Raw genomic sequence first — 22,935 nt, forward strand, 5'->3', positions numbered from 1 at the left:
AATTTGCCTGGCGGCCATAGCGCCGTGGAACCACCTGATCCCATGCCGAACTCAGAAGTGAAACGCGGTAGCGCCGATGGTAGTGTGGCATTCGCCATGCGAGAGTAGGACACTGCCAGGCACCCAACACGAAAAACCCCGCTCATCGAGCGGGGTTTTTTATTACCTGAAATTCAAGTTTTGGTCGGCTATCACCTTATGACGGCACATTCCATATGGCATTAGCTCAGGCACCAAAGCACTGCCAGCGTCTTGCCTCCTGACGTGACCGTTTCGTGCGCTATCATGGCTCTTGAGTTTTAGTGTTCCTATTGATGTTCTCCTGCCAAAACCCGCTGCCAAGCCTGCAATTAGGGTTGTATATGCCTCATAACTCGGTAGAGTAAGGGCATCTCGGGTTTACCTGTACACTCTCTTTTTTCTCTCTTGTACCGGTAATGCTTGGCCTGCTTTTATCAACCTTAAGTCAGTGGTATCGATATGGAACAAGTAAACAAGTCCACCTTCAGCGATGTACTGGAATATGTGCGTATGTCCCGTCGCCAGAACAAACTCAAGCGTGAAATCGCGGACAACGAGAAGAAGATCCGTGACAACCAGAAGCGTGTATTGCTGCTCGACAACCTGAGTGACTACATCAAGCCCGGTATGAGTATCGATGAGGTTCAGGCCATCATCGCCAACATGCGTACCGACTATGAAGAGCGCGTTGATGATCACATCATCAAGAATGCCGAGCTGTCCAAAGAGCGTAAAGACCTGAGTGCCAAGCTCAAAGCCATGAGCTCCAGCAAGTAAGCAAGTCTCTTTGCTACCTGAAAACACCGGCTTTAGGCCGGTGTTTTGTTTTCTGCCATCAGCTCGGATCTCTCATCAAGCTGCAACAATCGGCTCCCCTTTTTTTGATCGCCCTGTTACCATCGCTACAAAGCGGTCAACAGTTTTCAAGCCATTGACTTGAAAAGACTAAGCTTGAGTGAAACACAATAAATTGCGCAACCATGGCGGGGCTGATATGGGCGCATCAGAACAGACGGATTTGAACAAAGTGGCATCTCAAGATTCATCTGTCCCAAGCGCGGACGGCAAGTACAAGCGCAAGCGTCGTCCCTGGTGGCGTTGGTTGTTCTGCTTTCTCTTTTTGCTGTGCCTGGCGGCTGCGATTGCCCTGGTTGGCTATGAGATGCAGACCTCCCGGCTGCAGTCGCAGGAGATCTCCCGCTATGCGGCCAAGCTGACCTATCAGGTCGAAGCTGGCCCCAGCAAGCAAATAATCTTCCCTGAGGATGGCCCCTTCGACAAGCGGCTCGGCTATGTGCTGCTGCCCATGATGCAGGAGCGTCTGCTGCAACGGGGTTATCAGGTCAGCGAGCAGACACATTTTTCCGATGCGCTCTATGACTATGCCAGCCGTGGTTTCTTTGTTCCCTATACCGAGAAAGTGCAGGCCGGTCTGACCCTGCATGACTGCCGTGCCGAGCCCTTCTATCAATTCAAGTATCCGACTCACTATTACCCGGATTTTGCTTCCATTCCTCCCCTGGTCATCCAGTCGCTGTTGTTTATCGAGAACCGCGATCTGCTGAGCAACGAGCAGCCGTTGGCAAACCCGGCGGTAGATTGGCCCCGCTTTGCCAAGGCAGCAATGTCACAGGTGGGCAAGGCACTGGACATGCAGGATCAGTCCGCAGGGGGCAGTACACTGGCGACTCAGGTCGAGAAGTACCGCCACTCTCCCGATGGTCTGACGCTGTCACCGACCGAGAAGATCCGCCAGATGGCGTCAGCCAGTGTGCGGGCGTATCGATTGGGGCCGGAAACCCTGGAGGCGCGCAAGCTGGTTGCCTGGGCTTATCTCAACTCTGTGCCACTCTCGGCTGCCCCTGGTTATGGCGAGGTACATGGGCTGGGTGATGGCTTGTGGGTCTGGTTTGGCGCCAATGTGAACGAGGTCAATCGGCTGCTGGATCCGGCTCGTAACCAGGATGCGGCACTTGAAGATCAAGGACTTGCCTTGCGGCAGATTGTTTCGCTGATGATCGCACACCGTCGCCCTTCCTATTATCTGGCGCAGGGACGGGATGCACTGGCGACCCTGACGGACAGTTATCTGCGACTGTTCGTGCAGGAGGGCATGATCACGCCGCCACTGATGGAGGCTGCGCTCAAGGCCAAACTTGGTTTCCGCGACTTCCTCCAGTCCCCCGCTATGACCCGAGTCAACAACAACAAGGGTTTGCAGGTCGCGCGCACTCGCCTGAGCCGCCAGCTCGGGGTGCAGCTGTATGACCTCGACCGGATGGATATGAGCGCGGATACCAGCCTCAATATGCCGCTGCAAAACGAGATCTCCCGTTATCTGCAACAGCTTGCCGATCCCGCGTTTGCTGCTCAGGTCGGCCTGTTTGGTGAGCGCCTGCTCTCGCCGGAGAAGACAGGGGATGTGCGTTACAGTTTCACTCTGTTCGAGAAATCACCGGAAGGTTTCAAGGTACGAGTGCAGACGGACAACACGGATCAGCCATTCGACATCAACGAAGGCAGCAAGCTGGAGCTGGGTTCCACTGCCAAGTTGCGGGTATTGACCACCTATCTGGAAATCATTGCAGAGCTGCACGACAACTATTCCGATATGCCAGCAGAGAGCCTGCGCAAGATTGAGGTCTCGGGTCAGGACAACCTCAGTCGCTGGGCCGTCTCCTATCTGATGACGGCCAAGGACAAGAGCCTGCCGCTGATGCTGGAGGCCGCACTTGATCGCCAATACTCAGCCAGTCCGAACGAAGGCTTCTTCACCGGGGGCGGTATGCACACCTTCAACAACTTCCGCCGTGAGGATAACGGACGCATTCCTGCAATACGAGATGCGCTGCGCGAGTCAATCAACTTGCCGTTCGTGCGTCTGATGCGGGACATAGTGCGCTACAGCCTCTATCGGGAGGGCAACCGCGCCCAGCTGCTCAAGGATGACAAGGATCCCCGTCGTACCGAGTATCTGGCCAAGTTTGCCGATAAGGAGGGGCAAACCTATCTGCTGCGCTTCTGGCGCAAGTATCGCGGCAAGACGGCGGATGAGCAGCTCGACACCTTCCTGGATGGCCTCAAGCCCAGCGCTGTACGGCTTGCTGCCGTGCATCGCTATCTGATGCCGGATGCCTCGCAGGAGACCTTTGCCGCCTTCCTGGCCAAACGGTTGCCGCGTGACAAGCTCAGCGACAGACGCATTGAGCAGCTTTACACCAGCTATGGCCCAGGCAAGTATTCCTTGCCGGATCAGGGTTACATCGCGCGGGTTCATCCGCTGGAGCTGTGGTTGCTTGCCTATCTCAAGGAGTTCGACAAGGCGACCTTTGCCGATGCGGTTGAAGCCAGCCGGGATGAACGACAAGAGGTATATAGCTGGTTGTTCAAAACTCGTCACCGCAGTGCCCGTGACAGCCGTATCCGTACCATGCTGGAGGTCGAGGCCTTCCTCGACATCCATCAGCGTTGGGCCAAGCTGGGTTATCCGTTTGACCATTTGGTACCATCGCTGGCAACGGCTCTGGGTAGCTCGGGGGATAGACCCGCCGCGCTGGCCGAGTTGATGGGGATCATTCAGAACGGTGGCATTCGGGCTCCCACCCTGCGTATCGAACATCTCTCGTTTGCCAAGGGCACACCATTTGAGACCAACTTTGAGCCCGTTCACACCGAGGGCACCCGGGTGCTGCCCGCAGAAGTAGCGACTGCTTTGCGCAATGCACTCTCCAAGGTGGTGGAAGGGGGAACTGCAAGGCGTATCGCCGGTGCTTTTGCTCTGCCGGATGGCACTGTGCTGCCGATGGGGGGCAAGACGGGGACTGGCGACAACCGGATCGAGACAGTGGGTCGTTATGGCAATGTCACCAGTTCGCTGGCGCGCAACCGGACCGCGACCTTTGTCTTCTTCCTGGGAGAGGACCACTTCGGTACCCTGACCGCCTATGTGCCGGGCAGCCAGTCTGACAAGTTCCGCTTCACCTCAGCCCTGCCAGTGCAGGTGCTCAAGGGGATGGCTCCACTGCTGATGCCTTATCTGCAACCCGGTACTCATACACAGTGTATGGCGGGCAATTAGCTCGCAAGCCAGGATAAAGAACGGGGCCATATGTTGGCCCCGTTTTACACTGTGTCGCTTGCTGCTCGCCATGAGGCGTGAGCCATCACTTACAGCAGGTCTTCGATTTCGCCACGCAGGTATTGGTACATTTCGCGATAGGCGACCGGCGGCTTGTTCAGTTCCCGTTCCTTGTTGGCGGAGCGGATCAGCTGGCGCAGCTTCTGGCGATCCAGCTCGTGGAACTGGGACATCAACTCGTTGAGTGCGCTGTCGCCTTCGTTGATCAGGCGTTCACGCCACTGTTCCAGGCGATGCAAGCGGGCATTCACGGTGGAGTGGCGGTTCTTGATGATGGAGAGCGCTTCTTCGATCGGCTCGATATCACGGCTGCGCATCAAGCGGCCGATGAACTGCAAATGGCGACGGAAGGACTCATCTTTCTTGGGTTTGAGTTTGCGGCCCAGCTCGACAGCATCGGCAAGCTCTTCATCCAACGGGATTTTTTCCAGCTCACTGTGGCTTAGAGATACTATCTCTGCGCCCAGCTTTTGTAGCGCCTCTGCATCACGCTTGAGCTGAGTCTTGCTGGGGCCCCAGTCTTCCAACTCGTTGTCGTCTTGATATTGACTCATCGGTCTCTTGATTCCTGTCATTCACATTGGTGGATATGTTACCAGCTTCTCCCGCTGGGCGCAGGGGTCTGATATGCTTAGCCCCTTTCCTTCCTTCATATAGATGTGAGTTATGGATCAGCAAGACCAAATTCGCCAGGATCAAGCCCATCTCGAGGCCGTCGTTGCCGAGGCACTGGAGATAGCCAAAGGACTGGGCGCCTCGCTGGCCGAAGTCTCCATCAGCAAACAGACCGGGTTGTCGGTGAACACCCGGGGTTGTGAACTGGAAAGTATCGAATTCAACAAGGATGGTGCTCTGGGCATCGCGGTTTATCGCGATGGTTGCAAGGGTTCATCTTCCACCACGGATCTGGGCAAGCCAGCTATCCGCGCCGCCGTCGAAGCGGCCATGGAAATCGCCCGCCATACCTCTGCCGATGATTGTGCCGGTCTGGCAAATGCCGAGCTGCTGGCCTGGGATGCCCCCGATCTGCAACTGTGCCACCAAATCGAACTGGATCCCCAGCGCGGGATCGAGCTGGCCATCGAGTGTGAGCGGCTGGCGCTGGGTCGCGATGCACGCATCAAACACTCCGATGGGGCCGGTTTCTCCAGCCACCTCGGCATCAAGGTCTATGGCAACAGCCACGGCTTCGTCAAAGGCTATGCTGCGTCACGCAACTCCCTGAGCTGCGTGCTGATTGGCGAGCTGGATGGCGACATGCAACGGGACTACGGCTACTCCTCGAGTCGTGACCTGGGTGGGCTCTGGAGTCCGCAGCGCATCGCCGATGAGGCGGTGGAACGCACCGTCTCCCGCCTGGGTGCCCGCAAGATCTCCACTCGACATGCGCCCGTGCTGTTTCACCCGGACACAGCCGCCGGCCTGTGGGGCCATCTGGTGATGGCCATCAGCGGCGGCAACCTCTATCGCAAGTCGAGCTTCCTGCTCGACAAATTGGGCAAGCAGATCCTGCCCCAGTGGCTCACTATCCAAGAGTTTCCCCACCTGCTGGGCGGACTGGCCAGTACGCCGTTTGACGGGGAAGGGGTACTTACCCGGAATATGGACATAGTGCGCAACGGCGAGCTGATGAGCTGGCTGCTTACCTCCTACTCCGCCCGCAAGCTGGGACTGACCACCACGGGGCATGCCGGTGGCATCCATAACTGGCAGGTTTCCAACACGGGTCAGGATTTCCAGGGGATGCTCAAGGAGATGGGGACTGGTCTGCTGGTGACCGAGCTGATGGGGCAGGGGGTCAACATCGTCAATGGCGACTACTCCCGTGGCGCAGCCGGCTTCTGGGTCGAGAATGGCGAGATTGCCTACCCGGTGGAAGAGATCACCATAGCAGGCAACCTGAGCGAGATGTTTAACCATATCGTGGCGGTGGGGTGTGATGAAGATGAGCGCTCCAGCCTCAAGACCGGTTCCGTACTGGTGGAGAACATGAAGCTGGCGGGGCATTAATACCCGTACTCACTTTGAATCCATGATATGAAAAAGGCCCCCTCGCCAACGCGAGGGGGCCTTTTTAACAGATATGTTCAAGGGTTGTCAGTCAGCCCTTGATACGTTCGATGCGCCCGCCCAGACCTTGCAGCTTGTGCTCGATATCTTCGTAGCCACGGTCGATGTGATAGATACGGTCGACTATGGTGGAGCCTTCGGCGACGAAGCCGGCCAGCACCAGACTGGCGGAGGCGCGCAGGTCTGTGGCCATCACCTGGGCACCCTTGAGTTGCTCGGTGTCACGGCAGATGGCGACATTGCCCTGCAGCTCTATGTCCGCACCCATTCGCACCAGTTCCGGTACGTGCATGAAGCGGTTCTCGAAGATGGTCTCTGTGACCATGCCGGTGCCCTTGGCGACGGTGTTCAGCACGGTGAACTGTGCCTGCATGTCGGTCGGGAAGGCCGGGTAGGGAGCTGTCTTGATGGTGACCGGCTTGAGAGTGCGGCCTGTCATGTCGAGGGTGATCCAGTCAGCCCCTTTCTCGATCAAGGCGCCTGCCTCTTCCAGCTTGACCAGTACCGCCTCCAGCAGGGAAGGATCTGTCTTGCGACAGGTGACTTTGCCACCGGTAACCGCTGCGCCAACCAGGAAGGTACCGGTTTCGATACGGTCAGGCTGCACGCTGTAGCTGCCACCGTGCAGACGCTCGACACCGTCGATGGTCAGAGTGTCGGTGCCCGCGCCCTGAACCTTGGCGCCAAGGGCGTTGAGGAAGTTGGCCAGATCGACTACCTCCGGTTCACGGGCGGCGTTCTCGATCACGGTGCGACCGTCGGCCAGGGTAGCGGCCATCATCAGGTTCTCGGTACCTGTGACGGAAACCATGTCCATCAGGATATGAGCGCCCTTGAGGCGGCCATCGACACGGGCCTTGATGTAACCATCCTCGATGGCAATCTTGGCGCCCATCAGCTCCAGGCCGTGGACGTGCAGGTTCACCGGACGGGCACCGATGGCGCAGCCACCGGGCAAGGAGACGTCGGCAGCCCCGAAACGGGCAGCAAGCGGGCCGAGCGCCAGTATGGATGCGCGCATGGTCTTCACCAGCTCGTAGGGGGCGACGTGGTTGTTCACCGCACCGGTCAGCACTGTCACGTTGCCGTTGACCTTGGTGGTGGCGCCCAGCATCTCCAGCAGCTTGAGGGTGGTACCCACGTCTTTCAGGCGCGGTACGTTGGAGAGGTGGATCTCCTCATCACACAGCAGGGTGGCGAACAGGATCGGCAGGGCGGCATTTTTGGCGCCAGAGATGGTCACTTCGCCGTTGAGAGTACAACGACCATCGATCTTGAATTTGTCCATTTACTTAGATACCAATCAGGAGGGCAGTAGGAATTTACGTTCGCGTTTCCACTCGGCATCGGTAAAGGCCTTGATGGAGAGTGCGTGGATGGCGTTGCTGGCGATCTTGTCCATCAGCGGGGCATAGATGGCCTGCTGCTTCTTGACCCGGCTCATGCCGTCAAACATGTCACCGACGGCGATCACTTGATAGTGACTGCCGTCTCCTTTGACATGGACTTCGGACAATGGCAGAGCCTCAAGGAGTATCGCTTCAATTTCAGAGACTTGCATTATGCGTCCTCGGTTGTGATCGGAGTTGACTGAAACAGACTGGCCACTCCATACAGGTTGGCCAGGGTATAAAAATCAGTGGAGGCGCCCACCAGTTGCGGTGTGGCGCCTCGTACCAATACGGCTTTGGCCCATTTGACCAGCAGTGCCAGCCCGGCGGAGTCCAGGGTGGTGACACCGCTTAGCTCGAGCCGATCTTCCTGCCACCAGTCGGCGCGGCGTTGCCACAGGGCATTGACCTGTGGTGCCTGCAGATCACCGCTAAATTTCATGACTTGATGACCAACGGCTTGGCGTTGTGAGCGCGCAGCTGGGCGATCACTGCATCTATGCCATTCTGGCGAATGAGGCCACCCAGCTCGTTCTGCTTGGCGGAGAGCAGGCTGATCCCTTCGGCGACCATGTCGAAGGCCTTCCATTCGCCGGTCTTGTTGTTCTTGCGCAGCTTGAACTCGAGGAAGATATCCGGCTTGCCGGCCTCTTTCACGCTGACGTTGACGGCGGTGATATTGCTGTCACCCGGCGCCTTGCCCGGCTCGACTTTGACGGTTTGCTTGTCGAAATGGGCCAGCGCATCGGCATAGGAACTCACCATGTACTCTGTGAACACCTCGACGAAGGCGTCACGCTGAGCCGGGGTGGTCTGCTTGATCTGGTTGCCGAGCACCTTGTAGGCAGCGAAGCGGTTGTCCACGTAGGGCAGCAACTCTTCACGGATGATGACCCGCAGGTGATCCGGATTGCTCTTCACCTGGGACTTGTCCGCCTTCAGGCGGGCAAAGGTCTGCTTGGCCGCTTCGTCCACCAGGGCATAGGGGTCGGCAGCATTGGTGGCGTGAGCCACCAGGGAAAACAGCATGCTGGTCATCAGACCCAGCAACAGGGCGATCTTCTTGAACATGGTTACTCCTTACTTGCTGTCGGATTTGGTGTCGGAAGACTGGCTATAGAGGAACTTGCCAATCAGGTCTTCCAGCACAATGGCTGATTTGGTGTCTTCAATCATGTCGCCATCCTTGAGCATGCTGGTACCCATCTCCTCATCGCTGAAGCCGGGCATCAGGCCGATGTACTGCTCGCCGAGCAGGCCTGAAGTCAGGATGGAGAGGGTGCTGGTTTCGGAAAACTCGCCGGCGCTCTTTTGCATCAGCAGGGAGACGACCGGCACCTGGCTCTTGGCATCCAGGCTGATGTCGCTGACCCGACCGACGACGACGCCACCAACCTTGACCGGTGAGCGTACTTTCAGGCCGCCGATATTATCGAAATGGGCGCGCAGGGTATAGGTTTCTCCTTCCGGTTTGAAACTCAACCCTGCTACTTGCAGTGCCAACGCCAGAATGGCACCGATGCCGGCCAGCATGAAGGCGCCAACCAGGAATTCTACTTTGCTGAACTTCATCTTTACCTTATCCAAACATGACTGCGGTGAGTATAAAATCCAGGCCGAGCACGGCCAGGGAGGAGTGGACCACGGTACGGGTTGTGGCCTGACTGATCCCGGCCGAGGTCGGCTTGGCATCATAACCGTTAAAGAGCGCAATCCAGGTGACTACCAGAGCGAAGATCAGGCTCTTGATTGCACCTTGCATGATGTCATCCTGCCAGTCGACGGATGCCTGCATGGCGGACCAGAAGCTGCCTTCGTCCACCCCCAGCAGATCCACACCGACCAGTTTGCCACCGAAGATGCCGATCAGGCTGAACATGAAGGCCAGCAGCGGCATGCTGATGACGCCGGCCCAGAAGCGAGGGGCCACTACCCGGCGCAGCGGGTCGACCGCCATCATCTCCAGACTGGAGAGCTGTTCTGTGGCCTTCATCAGGCCGATCTCGGCGGTCAGTGCAGAGCCGGCGCGGCCGGCAAACAGCAGGCCGGTCACCACGGGACCCAGCTCCCGCAACAGGGAGAGGGAAACCAGCGGGCCCAGGCTCTGCTCGGCGCCGAAGTCTTTCAATACGTTGTAACCCTGCAACGAGAGCACCATGCCGATGAACAGGCCGGAGACCAGAATGATGGCAACGGACTGCACACCCACGACATACAACTGCTGAAGCAGCAGAGGGAAGTGCTTGCGTGGCTCGGGTTTGCCCGCCAGCGCATGAAACAGCATTATGGTGGCACGGCCGATGGAGCTGATGACGCGCACGCCAACCCGGCCCAGCTTGCTTACTTGGCTTATCAACATCACAGATCCTGTAGCAGGTCGCCTGCCGGAAAATGAAACGGGACAGGACCGTCGGGCAATCCAAGCAGGAATTGCTCGACTTCGGGATTATGCTCTTCGCGCAGCTGCGCCGGCGTACCGTGCGCCACCACCTTGCGGTTGGCGATGATATAGGCGTAATCGGCGATGGTCAGTACCTCGTTCACGTCGTGGGTCACGATGACGGAGGTAATGCCGAGGGCGCTGTTCAGCTCCTTGATCAGCTTGACCAGTACCGCCATCGTGATGGGGTCCTGGCCGACAAACGGTTCGTCATACATGATGAGGTCCGGATCCAGCGCTATGGATCTGGCCAGTGCGGCACGGCGTGCCATGCCACCGGAGAGCTCGGACGGCATCAGCTGAGCGGCCCCGCGCAGACCCACGGCCTGCAGCTTCATCATGACGATGGTGTGGATCAGCTCCTCCGGCAGGCCTGAGTGCTCCCGCAGCGGGAAGGCCACGTTGTCGTAGACCGTCATGCCGGTAAACAGGGCGCCGCTCTGGAACAGCATGCTCATCCGCTTGCGCACTTCGTACAGACGAGAGCGGGATAGGGTGGGGATATCTTCCCCGTCAAACAGGATATGACCGGACTCCGGCTTGATCTGGCCACCGATCAGCCGCAGCAATGTGGTCTTGCCGATGCCGCTCGGGCCCATGACCGCAGTGACCTTGCCACGGGGAATGGTCAGGTTGATCCCGTCGTATAACAGCCGATCTCCGTGACTGAAGGTCAGATCGGAGATGGTGATAAGGTCATTGTTCAAACAATTGTCCATCCGGTGTAAATGAAGAGCGAATTTTATGGGCTAGTCTAGGTCTAAGCAACAGCAAGGAACAACTATTGAACAGCCTGCTTCCTCAAAAGCGCGACAGTTTTGCGTCACCGATTGTCTCTCTTTTGGGACCGAGAAGTATCCGATTCGCTTATCTCGACAGACTTTTTTATAATCCCGCAGCAAATTTCCGCCCGGAGCTGTGCCTTTATGTCTGTAAAGCCTGAGAAAGTGTCTGAACTGTTCGATTTTCGTCGCAGCGCCCGTACTGTGCTGGACATTGAAAAACAAGCGATTGATGGACTCTATCAGTACCTGAACGATGCCTTTGACAAGGCATGCGAGCTGGTGCTGCGCTGCAGTGGCAAGATAGTGGTCACCGGCATGGGTAAGTCAGGTCACATCGGGAGCAAGATTGCTGCCACCCTGGCCAGCACTGGCACCCCTGCCTTCTTCCTCCACCCGGGTGAAGCCAGCCACGGGGATCTGGGGATGATCTCCAGCGGTGACCTCATCATCGCCATCTCCAACTCCGGTGAGAGCGACGAGATCCTGGCCCTGCTGCCGGTGCTCAAACGTCGTGGCATCCAGTTGATCTGCATGACCGGCAATCCGGCCTCCACCATGGCCAAAGAGGCCAATGTGCATCTGTGCATCAAGGTGGATAAAGAGGCCTGCCCGCTGGGCCTGGCGCCGACCTCCAGCACCACGGCTACCCTGGTGATGGGCGATGCACTGGCGGTTGCTCTGCTGGAAGCCCGTGGCTTCACCGCCGATGACTTCGCGCTTTCCCACCCTGGTGGCTCCCTTGGCAAGCGGTTGCTGCTGCGGGTCGGTGACCTGATGCATAGTGGCGATCTGTTGCCCCAGGTGGGGATAGATGCCACCATCAGCCAGGCGCTGCTGGAAGTGAGTCGCAAAGGTCTGGGTATGACGGCGGTCGTCAACGAAGAGGGTCTGCTGGCCGGACTGTTCACCGATGGTGACTTGCGCCGGATCCTGGATCTGCAGGTGGATATCCATCACACCTCGATCGCCAAGGTGATGACGACCAACTGTGTTACCGTTGGCCCCGAGATGATGGCGGCAGAAGCTGTCAAACTGATGGAAACGAAAAAGATCAACGGATTACTGGTGGTGGATGGTGACAAGCGCCCGCTGGGGGCCTTCAACATGCATGACCTGCTGAAAGCCGGAGTAATTTGATGCAAAACGTACCGACCCTTTATGGTCCGGTGACGCGCAGCCAATACGACAGGGCGGCGCAAATCCGCCTGCTGGTGTGCGATGTGGATGGGGTGCTCTCCAACGGCCTCATCTATATGGGCAATGACGGCGAAGAGCTGAAGACCTTCTGTACCCGCGATGGCGCCGGTATGCGGGCCCTGCTCAACGCCGGGATTGAAATAGCCATCATCACCGGGCGCAACTCCCGCATCGTCAGCGATCGGATGAAGAGCCTGGGAGTGCAGCATCTGGTACAGGGGGCAGATCAGAAGCTGCCCCACTTCGAGGCGCTGCTGACCAGGCTGGGTCTGGAAGCGTCACAAGCCGCCTATATGGGGGATGACACCATAGATCTGCCGGTGATGCAGGCCTGCGGGCTCGGCATTGCCGTGGCTGATGCTCATCCGCTGGTGCTGAGTCGTGCCGATATGGTGACCCGGCTTGGCGGTGGCATGGGCGCGGTGCGCGAGGTGTGTGACCTCATACTGCAGGCGCAAGGGCATGGCGATTATCAGCCAGAGGCCTCGGTATGAGCAGACAGACGCTGTTGTTCGCCCTGCTGTTTCTGGTGGCGCTGGCCGCCTGGCAGATTGGTGACATCGACCTGACGCCGGAGCCGACCACCAAGGCAGAAAACTACCAGCCGGACTTCACCGCCAGGAACCTGGTGACCACCCGTTTTGATGTCAACGGTCGACGCACAGAACGGCTGGAGTCCGAGTATGCGGAGTATTACCAGATCATCGAGCAGGCTACCTTCAACAAGCCGGTGGTCTACATGTTTGACAAGCAGGGTGAGGCCGAGTGGAAAGTCACGGCCGACACAGGTGTCCTCAATACAGATGACAACGTGATCCTGCGCGACAAGGTACATCTGGATGGCCTGCTGCCCACCTCCTTCATCTCCACACTGGATACCCCCTATCTGGAGCTGGATCTGGTGACTCAGAATGTGAGAAGCAATCAGCATGTCAGCATAGTGGGTAAGGAATTCCAGACCGAAGGCGTTGGCCTGAAGGGTCATCTGGAACGCAAATATTTTGAATTACTGGATCAGGGCCATGCCATCTATTTCAATGAAAAACGCTAATCTGGCCCTCGCGGCTTTGCTGCTGTGCGGCACCGTGAGTGCCAAAGAGTCCGACTTTGCCGAAAAGGTCTATGTGGATGCGGTCAGACAGGTGGCCGAGATGCAGGACAACCGCATCACCTTCAGTGACGATGTCATCATCACTCAGGGCACCATCAAGATTAAGGCTGACAAGGTGGTGGTGATCCGTTCCGGTGACAAAGGTGCCGAGGTCATGACGGCCTATGGCAAGCCTGCCACCTTCTTCCAGATCCTGGACAACGGCAAACCGGTCAACGCCCACGGCAACAGCATTCGCTACGAGCTGAAAAATCGCCTGGTGACTATTACCGGTAACGGTCAGCTCAAACAGGAAGACAGCCAGGTCAACGGTGACCTGATCCGCTACGACATCGTCAAACAGAAGATGATCGCCGAGAGCAAGGGGCCGACCCAGCGGGTCAAGACGGTGTTCCTGCCTGATCAGGTAGAGAACTTCGACAAGCCCGCCGACCAGAAGAAGCAGGGAAAATAAACCATGGCAGTGTTGAAAGCAGCCGGCCTGCAAAAAAGTTACAAGCGTCGCATGGTGGTCAGTGACGTGAGTCTGGAGGTGGGTACCGGCCAGATCGTCGGCCTGCTCGGCCCGAACGGTGCAGGCAAGACCACCTCCTTCTACATGATAGTGGGGCTGGTGCAGAGCGATGCCGGCCTCATCACCATCGACGATCAGGACATCAGCCAGCAGCCCATGCATATCCGTGCCCGTAACGGCATCGGCTATCTGCCGCAGGAGGCCTCCATCTTCCGTCGTCTGTCCGTGTTCGACAACCTGATGGGGGTCATGCAGACCCGCAAGGGGCTGAGCCGCGAAGAGCGTGAAGACAAGGTCGAACAACTGCTGGAAGAGTTCAACATCACCCATATCCGTGACAACCTGGGTCAGAGTCTGTCAGGGGGGGAGCGACGCCGGGTCGAGATCGCCCGCGCGCTGGCGGCCGAGCCGCGCTTTATTCTGCTGGATGAGCCGTTTGCCGGGGTCGACCCCATTTCTGTGATAGACATCAAGAAGATCATCCAGCATCTGAAAGATAGAGGCCTTGGTGTCTTGATCACCGACCACAACGTCAGGGAGACTCTGGACGTATGTGAGAAGGCTTATATCGTCAGCCACGGCAAGATGATCGCCGAAGGTGCACCGGCCGAGATCCTTGCCGATGAACAGGTCAAGCGCGTCTATTTGGGCGATCAATTCAGTCTATAGTAAGGGGGCATCTCTTCATTTCCTTTGACGACTGCCTCGCTGAACATAAGGATATCCCGACGTAGATGAAGCCGACATTACAGTTGCGTCTCGGTCAGTCCCTGACCATGACGCCGCAATTACAACAAGCGATTCGTCTGCTCCAGCTCTCCACCCTGGAACTCCAGCAGGAAATTCAGCAAGCGCTCGATAACAATCCTTTGCTTGAGCAAGAGGAGAATGAGGTTCAGGAGACCAGCCCGGAAGAGCCCGTCGACGACAGTCAGCTCGATTCCAGCGATGCCATGGCCCAGGATCAGATGCCGGACGAACTGCCGGTAGATACCACTTGGGAAGATGTCTATTCAGCTGGCACAGCCCAGAGCGCAGGCCCCATCCACGATGGGGAGGACAGCGTCTATCAGGGGGAAACCACCGAGAACCTGCAGGACTATCTGCTGTGGCAGATGCGCCTCACCCCGTTCAGCGATCTGGATGCTGCCATTGCGCTGGCCATCATAGATGCCATCGATGACTCCGGTTATCTGACCGTCTCTCTCGAAGATATACAGGTGGCGGTGAGCAGCGAGGATGTCGAGGTGGAACTCGACGAGGTCGAGGCCGTGCTCAAGCGGGTGCAGCATTTCGATCCGGTCGGCATCGCAGCGCGCTCGGTGCAGGAGTGTCTGCTGATCCAGCTTGGCCAGTACGCTCCTGAACTGCCCTGGCTCAATGAGGCCAGGGAGGTGATCAAGGAGCACATGGACTTGCTCGGCAACCGTGATTACCGCACCCTGGCCCGCAAGACCAAGCTCAAGGAGAGTGACCTCAAGGAGGTGCTGGACCTTATCCAGCAGCTGGAGCCCAGGCCAGGTAACGGCATCATACAGAGTGACTCCCAATACGTGATCCCGGATGTCACCGTCGTCAAGAAGGGCAACAAATGGGTCGTAGAGCTCAACCCTGATTCTGCACCGCGCATCCGGGTCAACGAGACCTATGCCGCCATGGCCCGTCAGGCGCGTACCAGCCAGGATACCCAGTTCATTCGCTCCCACTTGCAAGAAGCCAAGTGGTTCATCAAGAGTCTGGAGAGTCGCAACGACACCCTGCTCAAGGTGGCGACCTGTATTGTCGAGCAACAACAGGGCTTTTTCGAGTATGGTGAAGAAGCCATGAAGCCTATGGTGCTCAACGATATCGCCGAGGCGGTGGAGATGCATGAGTCGACCATTTCCAGGGTAACGACCCAGAAATACATGCATACCCCCCGCGGCATCTTCGAACTGAAGTTTTTTTTCTCCAGTCATGTGAACACAGAAGGAGGAGGAGAGTGCTCATCGACCGCAATTCGCGCGCTGATCAAGAAGCTGGTGACGGCGGAGAATCCCGCCAAGCCGCTAAGTGATAGCAAGATCGCGGATTTGCTGGCCGAACAGGGTATTATGGTGGCGAGACGCACGATCGCAAAGTACCGTGAATCCTTGTTGATCCCGCCATCCAATCAGCGCAAACGCCTGGTTTAGGCAAAACAAAAGGAAGACGTTATGCAAATTAACCTGACCGGACACCATGTCGAGATCACCGAAGCTCTGCGTGATTATGTGAATAACAAATTTGCCAAACTCGAGCGTCACTTTGACCACATCAACAATGTTCATGTGGTGTTGAGCGTAGAAAAACTGAACCAGATCGCCGAAGCCAAGCTGCATGTCAGCGGCGGTGAGGTGTTCGCCAATTCACAGCATGCTGATATGTATGCTGCGATTGATACCCTGCTGGACAAGCTGGATCGGCAGATCATCAAGCACAAAGATAAGTTAAATCAAAAATAACTATGCAACTTGAACACATACTGAGTCGGGACTGCACCAAAAGTGCGGTCCCTTGTACCAGCAAGAAACGCGCCCTCGAGATCATCAGTGAATTAGCCGCTGAGCGCTTGGGGACTTCTCGCCAGACACTGTTCGAGTGTTTGCTGGCACGAGAAAAAATGGGCAGTACCGGGATCGGTGCCGGTATCGCCATTCCCCACGGCCGTATCGGTGACGAGTTTCCGCCGACCGCCATCCTGATGACCTTCGCAGAGCCTATCCCCTTCGACTCCATCGACAATCAACCTGTTGACCTGCTCTTTGCCCTGCTGGTGCCGGAAAGTGAGTGCAAACAGCACCTCAAGACCCTTTCCCTGATGGCATCCAAACTGGGCGACAAGGCGGTTTGCCGCCAGTTGCGCCAGGCAACCAGCGATGAAGATCTCTATCAGATCATGACGTCGGCCTGATATTCGGGCCCTCGTGATGACCCCAAGCGGTGAGGCAACAAGATGCAATTAATAGTGGTAAGTGGGCGCTCCGGCTCGGGCAAGACAGTTGCTCTGCGCGTGCTGGAGGATCTGGGTTATTACTGTGTGGATAACCTGCCGGTCAACCTGCTGCCCCAGTTGATCGTGTCGGTCGAGAGCCAGTATGACAAGCTGGCGGTCAGTATCGACGTGCGCAACCTGCCGGTGAGCGCAGACAAGCTGGAGACCCTGCTGGCCCAGGTTCGCAATGAAGGCCGGGTGGAATTTTCCAGCTTCTTCTTCGATGCGGAGAACTCCACCCTGCTCAAGCGCTACGGCGAGAGCCGCCGGCTGCACCCCTTGTCCCGCAAGCAGCTCTCGCTGGATGAGGCGATCCGTGAAGAGACCAATCTGCTGGCGCCGCTCTCCTCGACTGCCGATTTGCGTATCGACACCACCAGCCTCAGCATTCATGACCTGAGTGAGCTCATCAAGACCCGGGTGCTCGGCAAGAAAGAGAATGAGTTGGTGCTGGTGTTCGAGTCATTCGGCTTCAAGTACGGCATCCCCAAGGACGCCGACTTCGTGTTCGACGCCCGCTTTCTGCCGAATCCACACTGGATCCCCGAGCTCAAACCCTTTACCGGCAAGGACGAGCCTGTGGCCCGCTACCTTTCCAGCCAGCCAGACGTGATGCAGTTCATCCTGCAGATTGAAAACATGCTGGCGACCTGGTTGCCTCATCTGGAGCGCAACAATCGTAGCTATGTCACTGTGGGAATTGGTTGCACCGGTGGTCAGCACAGGTCCGTGTTCATCGCAGAGCAGCTGGCTGGCGCGTTCCGCTTGCTCGGCAAGAACGTCCAGATCCGCCACCGCACCCTCGACAAAAGTACGCCGCAACATTGATGGACCAATAGGAAGATCAGATGACCGTCTCAGCCTCGGTGGAAGTGAAGAACAAACTGGGTATGCATGCCAGACCGGCCATGATGCTGTTCGAGCTGGTACAGGGCTTCGATGCCCACGTGCTGCTGCGCAATGAGGACGGCATCGAGGCCGATGCAGACAGCGTGATCGGCCTGCTGATGCTGGATTCAGCCCAGGGCAAGCAGGTGGAAGTACAGGTGGAGGGCCCCGAAGAAGTGGAGGCGCTGGCCGCCGTGGTGGCGCTGTTCACCTCCGGCTTCAACGAGGAGTGACTCACTCCCCGCCCGGGTTCAGGAACCGGTGCGCGCCAGCCCCTTGAAGCTGGCAAAATCCCGACAAGCCAGCAGATTCTTGCTGGCTTTTTCGTTCATCAGCGCCAGAAACAGATCGTAGAGCCCCATCGCTTCTTCGTAGTCAGCCTTGCTGATGGCCAGCACGAAGATGAGGGTGGCTGTCTCGCCATTGCCCCAGTCGATCCCCTGTGGTGCCAGCACTGTATAGACCAGGGTGCGCCGCGCCAGCAGGCCGAGGGAGTGGGGCAGGGCTATGCCTTCTCCCAGCAGGGTGGAGACGATGTGCTCCCGTTCGTGGAGTGAACTTCTGAACCCCGCTTCCACCAGGTCTTCCTGTTCCAGCTGATCGCAGATGCGGGCGAACAGCTGACTCTGGTTGAGTGGCTCATTGACCACCATGAAGTGGTCGGCATCGAAGTATTTGTCGAGCAGGTAGGGGCGGGTGCGGTCGATCAGCACCAGTTTGCCGAGCTGCTCCAGCTGATACTGGGTCGGGAAAGGTGCCACCTGCACCACGGGCACGTTCTTCTCGCTCACCTTGACAGTGCTGATGACAAAATCCTGCTCGATCCGCGTCAATCCCTCGTAATCTCGCACCGACTCCAGGCTGGCCAGTTGCAGCTGGGGATATTCCCGCTTGATGCGCGCCTCCAGAACCCGGAAGGTGGCGTTGCCGGCATCGCACAGCAACAGTGCCTGGGGACGGCGGGTGTAGCCGATGTCGTAGTGGCGCTCCAGCCCTACCCCGATATGGATTACCAGGTAGCCGATCTCGTGGTGGGTCAGCCGGTAAGGTGTCTGTTTTATCCACTCCGAAATGGCGGCCAGCGTGATGTCGTAGGCGAGGGGATAGTACTGCTTGATGTGATCCGCCAGCGGATTGTGGCTGCCGATCTGGTATTTGACCCGCAGCAGCATGGCGCTGATATGGGTCTGCAGATCCGCTCGCAACTGCAGGTCGCCGCGCAGATCATAGGGATAGTGCTGATGGATATAGGCAAGCAGATGCTCGACCAACTGCTCGCTCTCGGCGGCCATGGCCGGGCTGAGCCTGGGCGTGTCGGCGGTGAGGCGGGCCTGGATCTGGATGGCGAGGCAGGCGATCTCCTCCTCTCCCGGTGGCATCAGGGTCGGCAGCTCTGCATAAATGTCACTGGCTACGGCGGCCAGCGTCTCTGTGATGTCTTCGCTGGCAAACTGGCGCAGCTCGTGCCCCGCAGCCTGCCGCAGCAGGGCGACGGCGCAGTAGATGGTGAGCTGTTGCAGGCTCTCGTCGGCGAGGCGCAGCTGATGGCGGCTGAGCTGGGCATGGATGTGATTGCCCACTACCTCCAGCGTCTTGCTGGGGCAAAGGTTGGGCAGCAGGCTCTGCAACTGGTTGTTGTGGAGCAGCTCCTGATAGAGCAACTGGGTGAGGCAGGCCCTGATCGCCGTCTCGCTCCCCTGGATGCGCATGCCCAGCCGTGGCTTGCTGTCGATGAGCAAGCCAAAGTGGGCGAGCCGCTCCCGCACTTCCGCCATATCCCCCTGCAGCGCCGCCCGGCTCAGATACCAGGTATCCGCCAGTTCGTCGAGCTTGATCCCCTGTTCCGCCGTCAGCAGCAAGATCTGCAGGTGCAGCACCCGCTCACGACTGGTGCGCGGCAGGCTGCTCTCCTGCTCCTGGGCCGCCAGCAACTCATCAAACAGCCCCTGATTGTAAATCTTGAGCTGGTAGCCGCTGCCACGCTGGTGGATCAGGTGGGCGCCGTGGGTGGCAATCAGCTCGTTGAGGGTCGCCACGTCGGTGCGCACCGTGCGGGTGGAGACATGGAGGCGGCGAGCCAGTTCCTCCTGTGGCAGCGGTTCGGCATGGAGCTGGGTCAGCAGTTGATGGAGTCTGGGGTGGGGCAGCTTGGTCATGAGGGGGGACGGGACTCCTGTCGCGAAATAAAGGGTCGATGTTAACAAGCGGGTCATTAACAAGCCAGGCACCGGCCAGTGATCGGACCGGTGCCATCTTTCATCACGCCAGCAGTCGTTTCACCGTGGCGAGCAGGGTGCGTACATCCTGGGGGCGGGTCTGGCCGCTCTCGCTGTCGATGATGGAGCTGTAGACGTGGGGGATAACCTTTTCGACCCCGGCGTCCAGCGCGATCCGCACTATCTCTTCGAAATTGTCGAGATCGATGCCACCTGTGGGCTCCAGCCAGAAGCCGTGGCGGGCACAGGCCTCGGCCACCGCCTGATACTCGGCACGACAGTCCAGCCCTCCCATGGGGAAGAACTTGACCGAGCTGCCGCCCATGTCCTTGAGCAGGGCGATGGCAGTGTCGATGGGCACAATCCCGTCCGGTTGCTGGGCACTGAGGGGCCCGGTGGAGATCTTCACCAGACCCGGTGTGCCGGTGGGGGAAATGAGGCCATTGACCAGCGTCTCTGGCTGGCCCAGCAGCGCCCGGCTGGCACCCACCCCAGTGAAGACCTGATTGACGTGCTGGGGCTGCAGCTGGCAGGCCAGCTCAGCTACCATGGCGGACTGGCGTGGATCGCCCGCCCCCAGCCCGATGGAGAGAGCGTTGTCGATGAGCTTCGCATAATCGCGCATATCGGCGACCGCGGAGGGCACATCCGGATAATTCTTGGAGAGCACGCCGACCAGTACATGGCCTTCGGCCGCCTCATAAATGTCGACAGCATTCTGTTTGGAGCCCGCTAATACATTGAGGCAGACACGGTTGCGGTAGTAATTGGGAGTTAGGGACATCAGTGATCCTCCTGAATTAGATATGGTCTTCGATGACGGCTTGCTGTTTGGAACCCGCTAATACATTGAGGCAGACGCGGTTGCGGCAGTCATTGGGAACAAGGGACATCAACGATTCTCCTGAACGAGGTTGGCAATGGCGGCATGGATCTGGTCGAGCTGGGGGGCGGTGACGCTGCGCACGTCGATCTCGATGTGGCCTTCGTTGGCCTTGTAGCCACGGCAGTAGATGGCAGGCGTGCCCTGTTGCAGTCGGGCCACCAGTTGGACTGTGGTCATACCGATCTGCTGGTGGTCAAAAGCGATATCGGTGCGGGCAATGTCGCGCCCCGCACTGTCCCATACCACTTTTGCGCTGACGCCCGGAAGCTGGTTGAGGCGCTCGATGAAGGGGGCCATCTTGGCGACCATGGCGGCACCGCTCTCCTTCTCTTTTTCCAGGTAGCGCTCGATGGCGCGGGTCAGGCCGAGGATCCCCTCCTTGCCCACCTTCATGGCGCGGCCTATGCCGTTGGCCTGCTGCTTGACCCATTCCACATACTGACGTTTGCCGAGCACCAACCCGCTGGTGGGGCCTTCGATGGCCTTGGCGCCACTGTAGATCACCAGATCCGCCCCCTGGTTGTAATAGAGACGCAGGTCCTCTTCCGCTGCCGCATCGACGATCAGTGGCAGCTGGCGAGCCTTGGCCACTTCTGCCGCCTCTGCCACCGACAGAATGCTTTTCTGCACGCAGTGGTGGGACTTGATATAGAGAATGGCAGCTGTGTTGGGATTGATGGCGGCGGCCAACTGGGCAGGGGAGCACTCGTTGGCATAACCGGCCTCCACCACCTTGCCGCCACCCAGGTTGACCATGGTGCCGACCGGCGCGCCGAAGTTGACGTTGTGCCCCTTGGGCAGCACGATTTCACTCGGCACCCCGTGGGCATGGGCGTGCAGCTGCTCCAGCCGGTAGGGGTCGCCACGCACTATCACGGCGGCCACCGACTGGGCTATGCCGGCGCTGGCGCAGGAGACCACCAGAGCATCTTCCACATCCAGCAAGCCTGCCAGGTAGGCGCCTGTCTTGTTGACCAGATCCTTCACCTCGAAGTAGTGGCCCAGGCCGAAGTTGACCGCATCGACCACCTCCTGCTCGGGGGTGGAGACGCCGAGAATGGTCATGCGCCCGGAGGCGTTGATCACGGGTTTGAGCTGATATTTCTCATAAACAGAAGGCATGGTGTGATTTCCCATAGTGAGTCAGAACCAGGTCACCACCCACCAGGGCGGCGAGGGGAAGCAGTTGCAGGTCGCCGCTGCGCGACTGTGCCTCGGTATCCATAAACAGGGTCGGGCCGCTGGCCAGTTCGAACAGGGTCAGATCGGCATCGGCGCCCACCTCGAGCCGTCCCTTTCCGGCCAGGCGCAGGGCATCGGCGGCCTGTTCGGTGACGCAGGCGATCACCTGCTCCAGCGTCATGCCGATGGCGAGAAACTTGGACATGACGTGGGCCAGGCTGTAGACGGGTCCCTTGATGCGGTTTTTGCAGTAGATATCCGAGCTGATGGTGTGGGGCAGTATCCCCTGACGGATGGCAAGCTCCGCCACCTCGAAGCTGAAGCTGGCGCCGCCGTGACCAATGTCGAGCAACATGCCCCGTTTCATCGCCTCGCGTACCGCAACCCGCAGCTCGCCAGCCGGGGTCAGGATGCGGTTGGGTTTGCCGTTGAAGCAGTGGGTCAGCAGGTCGCCATCCCCCAGCAGGGCGACTATCTCGTCCAGGTCTGGTGGCGTGTTGCCTACATGCACCATCAGCGGCAGCTGGCCGTGGGCCTGTTGCAGCGCCTTGGCCATGCGCAGTGGTTGCAGGCCATTTTTGCCCACCACGCTGCCGCTCATGCGCGCCTTGATGCCGACGATGAAGTGGGGGTGGCGGGCAATGGCGGCGGACGCGAGATCGGCATCCAGATCCCGGCTATCCGCCAGCTCGTTCTGGCGCAGCAGGCCGATGCGGGAGATGTTGAGCAGGGCATGCACCCGGGTCTTGCAGCCTGAAGCGAGGCGCTGGAAGTCGTCCACGTCGTCGGCGCCTGTGCTGCCCGCGTCAATGACTGTGGTGACACCGGACTCCACGCCCACCTTGTCCGGCTCATCATGATAGAGGGGGGAGGCGGGATAGCAGTGGGTGTGGCCGTCGATCCAGCCTGCGCTCACATGAATACGACCGGCGAGGTCCAGGGTTTGCTTCGCCTCGGTCTTTGTCGGCAGCTGGCCGAGGGCCGCTATCTTGCCGTCCCGGATGGCGATATCGATGAGCTCGCCATTTCCCAGGTGTCCCGCTCTGATGATCATGTCATGCATGGTGATGACCTCGAAGAGGC

Annotated in this window: 25 protein-coding genes and 1 rRNA gene; 14 read left to right on the plus strand and 12 right to left on the minus strand. The window is 58.6% G+C overall.

Going from position 1 to position 22,935, the window contains the following annotated elements; translation table 11 throughout:
* Window positions 1-6: 6 nt before the first annotated feature.
* The 3 genes from rrf to GWQ27_RS16325 all read left to right on the plus strand — a co-directional run bounded on the left by rrf (window position 7) and on the right by GWQ27_RS16325 (window position 4,099).
* A 5S ribosomal RNA gene (gene rrf / locus GWQ27_RS16315) occupies window positions 7-121 on the plus strand.
* Window positions 122-480: 359 nt separating this feature from the next.
* Window positions 481-798, plus strand: a complete 318-nt coding sequence (gene tmaR / locus GWQ27_RS16320; protein ID WP_005314445.1) for a PTS system regulator TmaR — start codon at window positions 481-483, stop codon at window positions 796-798.
* Between the two features lie 217 nt (window positions 799-1,015).
* On the plus strand, window positions 1,016-4,099 hold the full coding sequence (locus GWQ27_RS16325) for a transglycosylase domain-containing protein (protein ID WP_275907790.1): 3,084 nt from the start codon (window positions 1,016-1,018) through the stop codon (window positions 4,097-4,099).
* Window positions 4,100-4,188: 89 nt separating this feature from the next.
* On the opposite strand, the gene yjgA is transcribed toward GWQ27_RS16325, so the two are convergent.
* Window positions 4,189-4,713 (minus strand): ribosome biogenesis factor YjgA, encoded by a 525-nt coding sequence (gene yjgA / locus GWQ27_RS16330; protein ID WP_275907791.1) that lies wholly within the window; start codon window positions 4,711-4,713, stop codon window positions 4,189-4,191.
* Between the two features lie 112 nt (window positions 4,714-4,825).
* Here yjgA and pmbA point away from each other — a divergent pair, with 112 nt between their 5' ends.
* A complete protein-coding gene (pmbA, locus tag GWQ27_RS16335) occupies window positions 4,826-6,169 on the plus strand; it encodes a metalloprotease PmbA (RefSeq protein WP_113722070.1) in 1,344 nt (447 codons plus the stop codon).
* Between the two features lie 91 nt (window positions 6,170-6,260).
* Here pmbA and murA read toward each other — a convergent pair whose 3' ends face one another.
* The 7 genes from murA to mlaF are packed head-to-tail and all read right to left on the minus strand — an operon-like array spanning window position 6,261 to window position 10,779.
* Window positions 6,261-7,517 (minus strand): UDP-N-acetylglucosamine 1-carboxyvinyltransferase, encoded by a 1,257-nt coding sequence (gene murA / locus GWQ27_RS16340; RefSeq protein ID WP_275907792.1) that lies wholly within the window; start codon window positions 7,515-7,517, stop codon window positions 6,261-6,263.
* A 15-nt stretch (window positions 7,518-7,532) separates the two neighbouring features.
* Window positions 7,533-7,790: a BolA family iron metabolism protein IbaG gene (gene ibaG, locus GWQ27_RS16345; RefSeq protein ID WP_005306001.1), complete on the minus strand. Its 258-nt coding sequence runs from the start codon at window positions 7,788-7,790 to the stop codon at window positions 7,533-7,535.
* Entirely contained in the window at window positions 7,790-8,062 is a 273-nt protein-coding gene (locus GWQ27_RS16350; RefSeq protein ID WP_275907793.1) for an STAS domain-containing protein, read from the minus strand. Before GWQ27_RS16350 ends, ibaG begins: the two co-directional genes overlap by 1 nt.
* On the minus strand, window positions 8,059-8,691 hold the full coding sequence (gene mlaC, locus GWQ27_RS16355; RefSeq protein ID WP_005314430.1) for a phospholipid-binding protein MlaC: 633 nt from the start codon (window positions 8,689-8,691) through the stop codon (window positions 8,059-8,061). Before mlaC ends, GWQ27_RS16350 begins: the two co-directional genes overlap by 4 nt.
* A 9-nt stretch (window positions 8,692-8,700) precedes the next feature.
* Window positions 8,701-9,192, minus strand: a complete 492-nt coding sequence (mlaD, locus tag GWQ27_RS16360; RefSeq protein ID WP_058394617.1) for an outer membrane lipid asymmetry maintenance protein MlaD — start codon at window positions 9,190-9,192, stop codon at window positions 8,701-8,703.
* Between the two features lie 7 nt (window positions 9,193-9,199).
* A complete protein-coding gene (gene mlaE / locus GWQ27_RS16365) occupies window positions 9,200-9,979 on the minus strand; it encodes a lipid asymmetry maintenance ABC transporter permease subunit MlaE (protein WP_005314426.1) in 780 nt (259 codons plus the stop codon).
* Window positions 9,979-10,779 carry a phospholipid ABC transporter ATP-binding protein MlaF gene (gene mlaF, locus GWQ27_RS16370; protein ID WP_011898278.1) on the minus strand — a complete coding sequence of 267 codons (801 nt, stop codon included), beginning with the start codon at window positions 10,777-10,779 and terminating at the stop codon, window positions 9,979-9,981. Before mlaF ends, mlaE begins: the two co-directional genes overlap by 1 nt.
* A 207-nt stretch (window positions 10,780-10,986) precedes the next feature.
* Here mlaF and GWQ27_RS16375 point away from each other — a divergent pair, with 207 nt between their 5' ends.
* The 10 genes from GWQ27_RS16375 to npr all read left to right on the plus strand — a co-directional run bounded on the left by GWQ27_RS16375 (window position 10,987) and on the right by npr (window position 17,801).
* A complete protein-coding gene (locus GWQ27_RS16375; protein ID WP_099994512.1) occupies window positions 10,987-11,982 on the plus strand; it encodes a KpsF/GutQ family sugar-phosphate isomerase in 996 nt (331 codons plus the stop codon).
* Window positions 11,982-12,536 (plus strand): 3-deoxy-manno-octulosonate-8-phosphatase KdsC, encoded by a 555-nt coding sequence (gene kdsC / locus GWQ27_RS16380; RefSeq protein ID WP_169046921.1) that lies wholly within the window; start codon window positions 11,982-11,984, stop codon window positions 12,534-12,536. Before GWQ27_RS16375 ends, kdsC begins: the two co-directional genes overlap by 1 nt.
* Entirely contained in the window at window positions 12,533-13,093 is a 561-nt protein-coding gene (gene lptC / locus GWQ27_RS16385) for an LPS export ABC transporter periplasmic protein LptC (protein WP_021140208.1), read from the plus strand. Before kdsC ends, lptC begins: the two co-directional genes overlap by 4 nt.
* Entirely contained in the window at window positions 13,080-13,607 is a 528-nt protein-coding gene (gene lptA / locus GWQ27_RS16390) for a lipopolysaccharide transport periplasmic protein LptA (protein WP_005314414.1), read from the plus strand. The genes lptC and lptA overlap by 14 nt, the downstream gene beginning before the upstream one ends.
* Window positions 13,608-13,610: 3 nt before the next feature.
* Window positions 13,611-14,336: an LPS export ABC transporter ATP-binding protein gene (gene lptB, locus GWQ27_RS16395; RefSeq protein WP_005314412.1), complete on the plus strand. Its 726-nt coding sequence runs from the start codon at window positions 13,611-13,613 to the stop codon at window positions 14,334-14,336.
* Window positions 14,337-14,401: 65 nt separating this feature from the next.
* Window positions 14,402-15,841 (plus strand): RNA polymerase factor sigma-54, encoded by a 1,440-nt coding sequence (locus GWQ27_RS16400; RefSeq protein ID WP_096119772.1) that lies wholly within the window; start codon window positions 14,402-14,404, stop codon window positions 15,839-15,841.
* 21 nt (window positions 15,842-15,862) lie between these two features.
* Window positions 15,863-16,150 (plus strand): ribosome hibernation promoting factor, encoded by a 288-nt coding sequence (gene hpf / locus GWQ27_RS16405; protein WP_005305957.1) that lies wholly within the window; start codon window positions 15,863-15,865, stop codon window positions 16,148-16,150.
* A 2-nt stretch (window positions 16,151-16,152) separates the two neighbouring features.
* Window positions 16,153-16,599 (plus strand): PTS IIA-like nitrogen regulatory protein PtsN, encoded by a 447-nt coding sequence (gene ptsN, locus GWQ27_RS16410; protein WP_005314406.1) that lies wholly within the window; start codon window positions 16,153-16,155, stop codon window positions 16,597-16,599.
* 42 nt (window positions 16,600-16,641) lie between these two features.
* Entirely contained in the window at window positions 16,642-17,508 is an 867-nt protein-coding gene (rapZ, locus tag GWQ27_RS16415) for an RNase adapter RapZ (RefSeq protein WP_005314405.1), read from the plus strand.
* Window positions 17,509-17,528: 20 nt separating this feature from the next.
* The gene (npr, locus tag GWQ27_RS16420; protein WP_005314403.1) at window positions 17,529-17,801 is read left to right on the plus strand and encodes a PTS phosphocarrier protein NPr; all 273 of its coding nucleotides are present in this window, start codon (window positions 17,529-17,531) and stop codon (window positions 17,799-17,801) included.
* An 18-nt stretch (window positions 17,802-17,819) separates the two neighbouring features.
* Here npr and GWQ27_RS16425 read toward each other — a convergent pair whose 3' ends face one another.
* The 4 genes from GWQ27_RS16425 to GWQ27_RS16440 all read right to left on the minus strand — a co-directional run bounded on the left by GWQ27_RS16425 (window position 17,820) and on the right by GWQ27_RS16440 (window position 22,915).
* A complete protein-coding gene (locus GWQ27_RS16425) occupies window positions 17,820-19,724 on the minus strand; it encodes a PRD domain-containing protein (protein ID WP_275907794.1) in 1,905 nt (634 codons plus the stop codon).
* A 103-nt stretch (window positions 19,725-19,827) separates the two neighbouring features.
* Window positions 19,828-20,568, minus strand: coding sequence for a KDGP aldolase family protein (locus GWQ27_RS16430; RefSeq protein WP_275907795.1), 741 nt, complete (start codon window positions 20,566-20,568; stop codon window positions 19,828-19,830).
* 108 nt (window positions 20,569-20,676) lie between these two features.
* Window positions 20,677-21,792 (minus strand): DgaE family pyridoxal phosphate-dependent ammonia lyase, encoded by a 1,116-nt coding sequence (locus tag GWQ27_RS16435; protein WP_275907796.1) that lies wholly within the window; start codon window positions 21,790-21,792, stop codon window positions 20,677-20,679.
* Window positions 21,776-22,915 (minus strand): amidohydrolase/deacetylase family metallohydrolase, encoded by a 1,140-nt coding sequence (locus tag GWQ27_RS16440; RefSeq protein WP_275907797.1) that lies wholly within the window; start codon window positions 22,913-22,915, stop codon window positions 21,776-21,778. Before GWQ27_RS16440 ends, GWQ27_RS16435 begins: the two co-directional genes overlap by 17 nt.
* Window positions 22,916-22,935 lie beyond the last annotated feature (20 nt).

Origin of the sequence: Aeromonas sp. 5HA1, from assembly GCF_029237245.1 — a bacterium.
Classification (GTDB): Bacteria; Pseudomonadota; Gammaproteobacteria; order Enterobacterales; family Aeromonadaceae; genus Aeromonas; species Aeromonas salmonicida.

What these genes read in the sequence shown, in the direction of transcription:
- ibaG (WP_005306001.1), bottom strand. Translation starts at nt 7,790, where the DNA reads ATGCAAGTCTCTGAAATTGAAGCGATACTCCTTGAGGCTCTGCCATTG.
- rapZ (WP_005314405.1), top strand. Translation starts at nt 16,642, where the DNA reads ATGCAATTAATAGTGGTAAGTGGGCGCTCCGGCTCGGGCAAGACAGTT.
- mlaE (WP_005314426.1), bottom strand. Translation starts at nt 9,979, where the DNA reads ATGTTGATAAGCCAAGTAAGCAAGCTGGGCCGGGTTGGCGTGCGCGTC.
- hpf (WP_005305957.1), top strand. Translation starts at nt 15,863, where the DNA reads ATGCAAATTAACCTGACCGGACACCATGTCGAGATCACCGAAGCTCTG.
- lptC (WP_021140208.1), top strand. Translation starts at nt 12,533, where the DNA reads ATGAGCAGACAGACGCTGTTGTTCGCCCTGCTGTTTCTGGTGGCGCTG.
- GWQ27_RS16400 (WP_096119772.1), top strand. Translation starts at nt 14,402, where the DNA reads ATGAAGCCGACATTACAGTTGCGTCTCGGTCAGTCCCTGACCATGACG.
- kdsC (WP_169046921.1), top strand. Translation starts at nt 11,982, where the DNA reads ATGCAAAACGTACCGACCCTTTATGGTCCGGTGACGCGCAGCCAATAC.
- tmaR (WP_005314445.1), top strand. Translation starts at nt 481, where the DNA reads ATGGAACAAGTAAACAAGTCCACCTTCAGCGATGTACTGGAATATGTG.
- pmbA (WP_113722070.1), top strand. Translation starts at nt 4,826, where the DNA reads ATGGATCAGCAAGACCAAATTCGCCAGGATCAAGCCCATCTCGAGGCC.
- ptsN (WP_005314406.1), top strand. Translation starts at nt 16,153, where the DNA reads ATGCAACTTGAACACATACTGAGTCGGGACTGCACCAAAAGTGCGGTC.
- mlaF (WP_011898278.1), bottom strand. Translation starts at nt 10,779, where the DNA reads ATGGACAATTGTTTGAACAATGACCTTATCACCATCTCCGATCTGACC.
- GWQ27_RS16430 (WP_275907795.1), bottom strand. Translation starts at nt 20,568, where the DNA reads ATGTCCCTAACTCCCAATTACTACCGCAACCGTGTCTGCCTCAATGTA.
- yjgA (WP_275907791.1), bottom strand. Translation starts at nt 4,713, where the DNA reads ATGAGTCAATATCAAGACGACAACGAGTTGGAAGACTGGGGCCCCAGC.
- lptA (WP_005314414.1), top strand. Translation starts at nt 13,080, where the DNA reads ATGAAAAACGCTAATCTGGCCCTCGCGGCTTTGCTGCTGTGCGGCACC.
- npr (WP_005314403.1), top strand. Translation starts at nt 17,529, where the DNA reads ATGACCGTCTCAGCCTCGGTGGAAGTGAAGAACAAACTGGGTATGCAT.
- GWQ27_RS16325 (WP_275907790.1), top strand. Translation starts at nt 1,016, where the DNA reads ATGGGCGCATCAGAACAGACGGATTTGAACAAAGTGGCATCTCAAGAT.
- mlaC (WP_005314430.1), bottom strand. Translation starts at nt 8,691, where the DNA reads ATGTTCAAGAAGATCGCCCTGTTGCTGGGTCTGATGACCAGCATGCTG.
- lptB (WP_005314412.1), top strand. Translation starts at nt 13,611, where the DNA reads ATGGCAGTGTTGAAAGCAGCCGGCCTGCAAAAAAGTTACAAGCGTCGC.
- murA (WP_275907792.1), bottom strand. Translation starts at nt 7,517, where the DNA reads ATGGACAAATTCAAGATCGATGGTCGTTGTACTCTCAACGGCGAAGTG.
- GWQ27_RS16435 (WP_275907796.1), bottom strand. Translation starts at nt 21,792, where the DNA reads ATGCCTTCTGTTTATGAGAAATATCAGCTCAAACCCGTGATCAACGCC.
- GWQ27_RS16350 (WP_275907793.1), bottom strand. Translation starts at nt 8,062, where the DNA reads ATGAAATTTAGCGGTGATCTGCAGGCACCACAGGTCAATGCCCTGTGG.
- GWQ27_RS16440 (WP_275907797.1), bottom strand. Translation starts at nt 22,915, where the DNA reads ATGCATGACATGATCATCAGAGCGGGACACCTGGGAAATGGCGAGCTC.
- mlaD (WP_058394617.1), bottom strand. Translation starts at nt 9,192, where the DNA reads ATGAAGTTCAGCAAAGTAGAATTCCTGGTTGGCGCCTTCATGCTGGCC.
- GWQ27_RS16375 (WP_099994512.1), top strand. Translation starts at nt 10,987, where the DNA reads ATGTCTGTAAAGCCTGAGAAAGTGTCTGAACTGTTCGATTTTCGTCGC.
- GWQ27_RS16425 (WP_275907794.1), bottom strand. Translation starts at nt 19,724, where the DNA reads ATGACCAAGCTGCCCCACCCCAGACTCCATCAACTGCTGACCCAGCTC.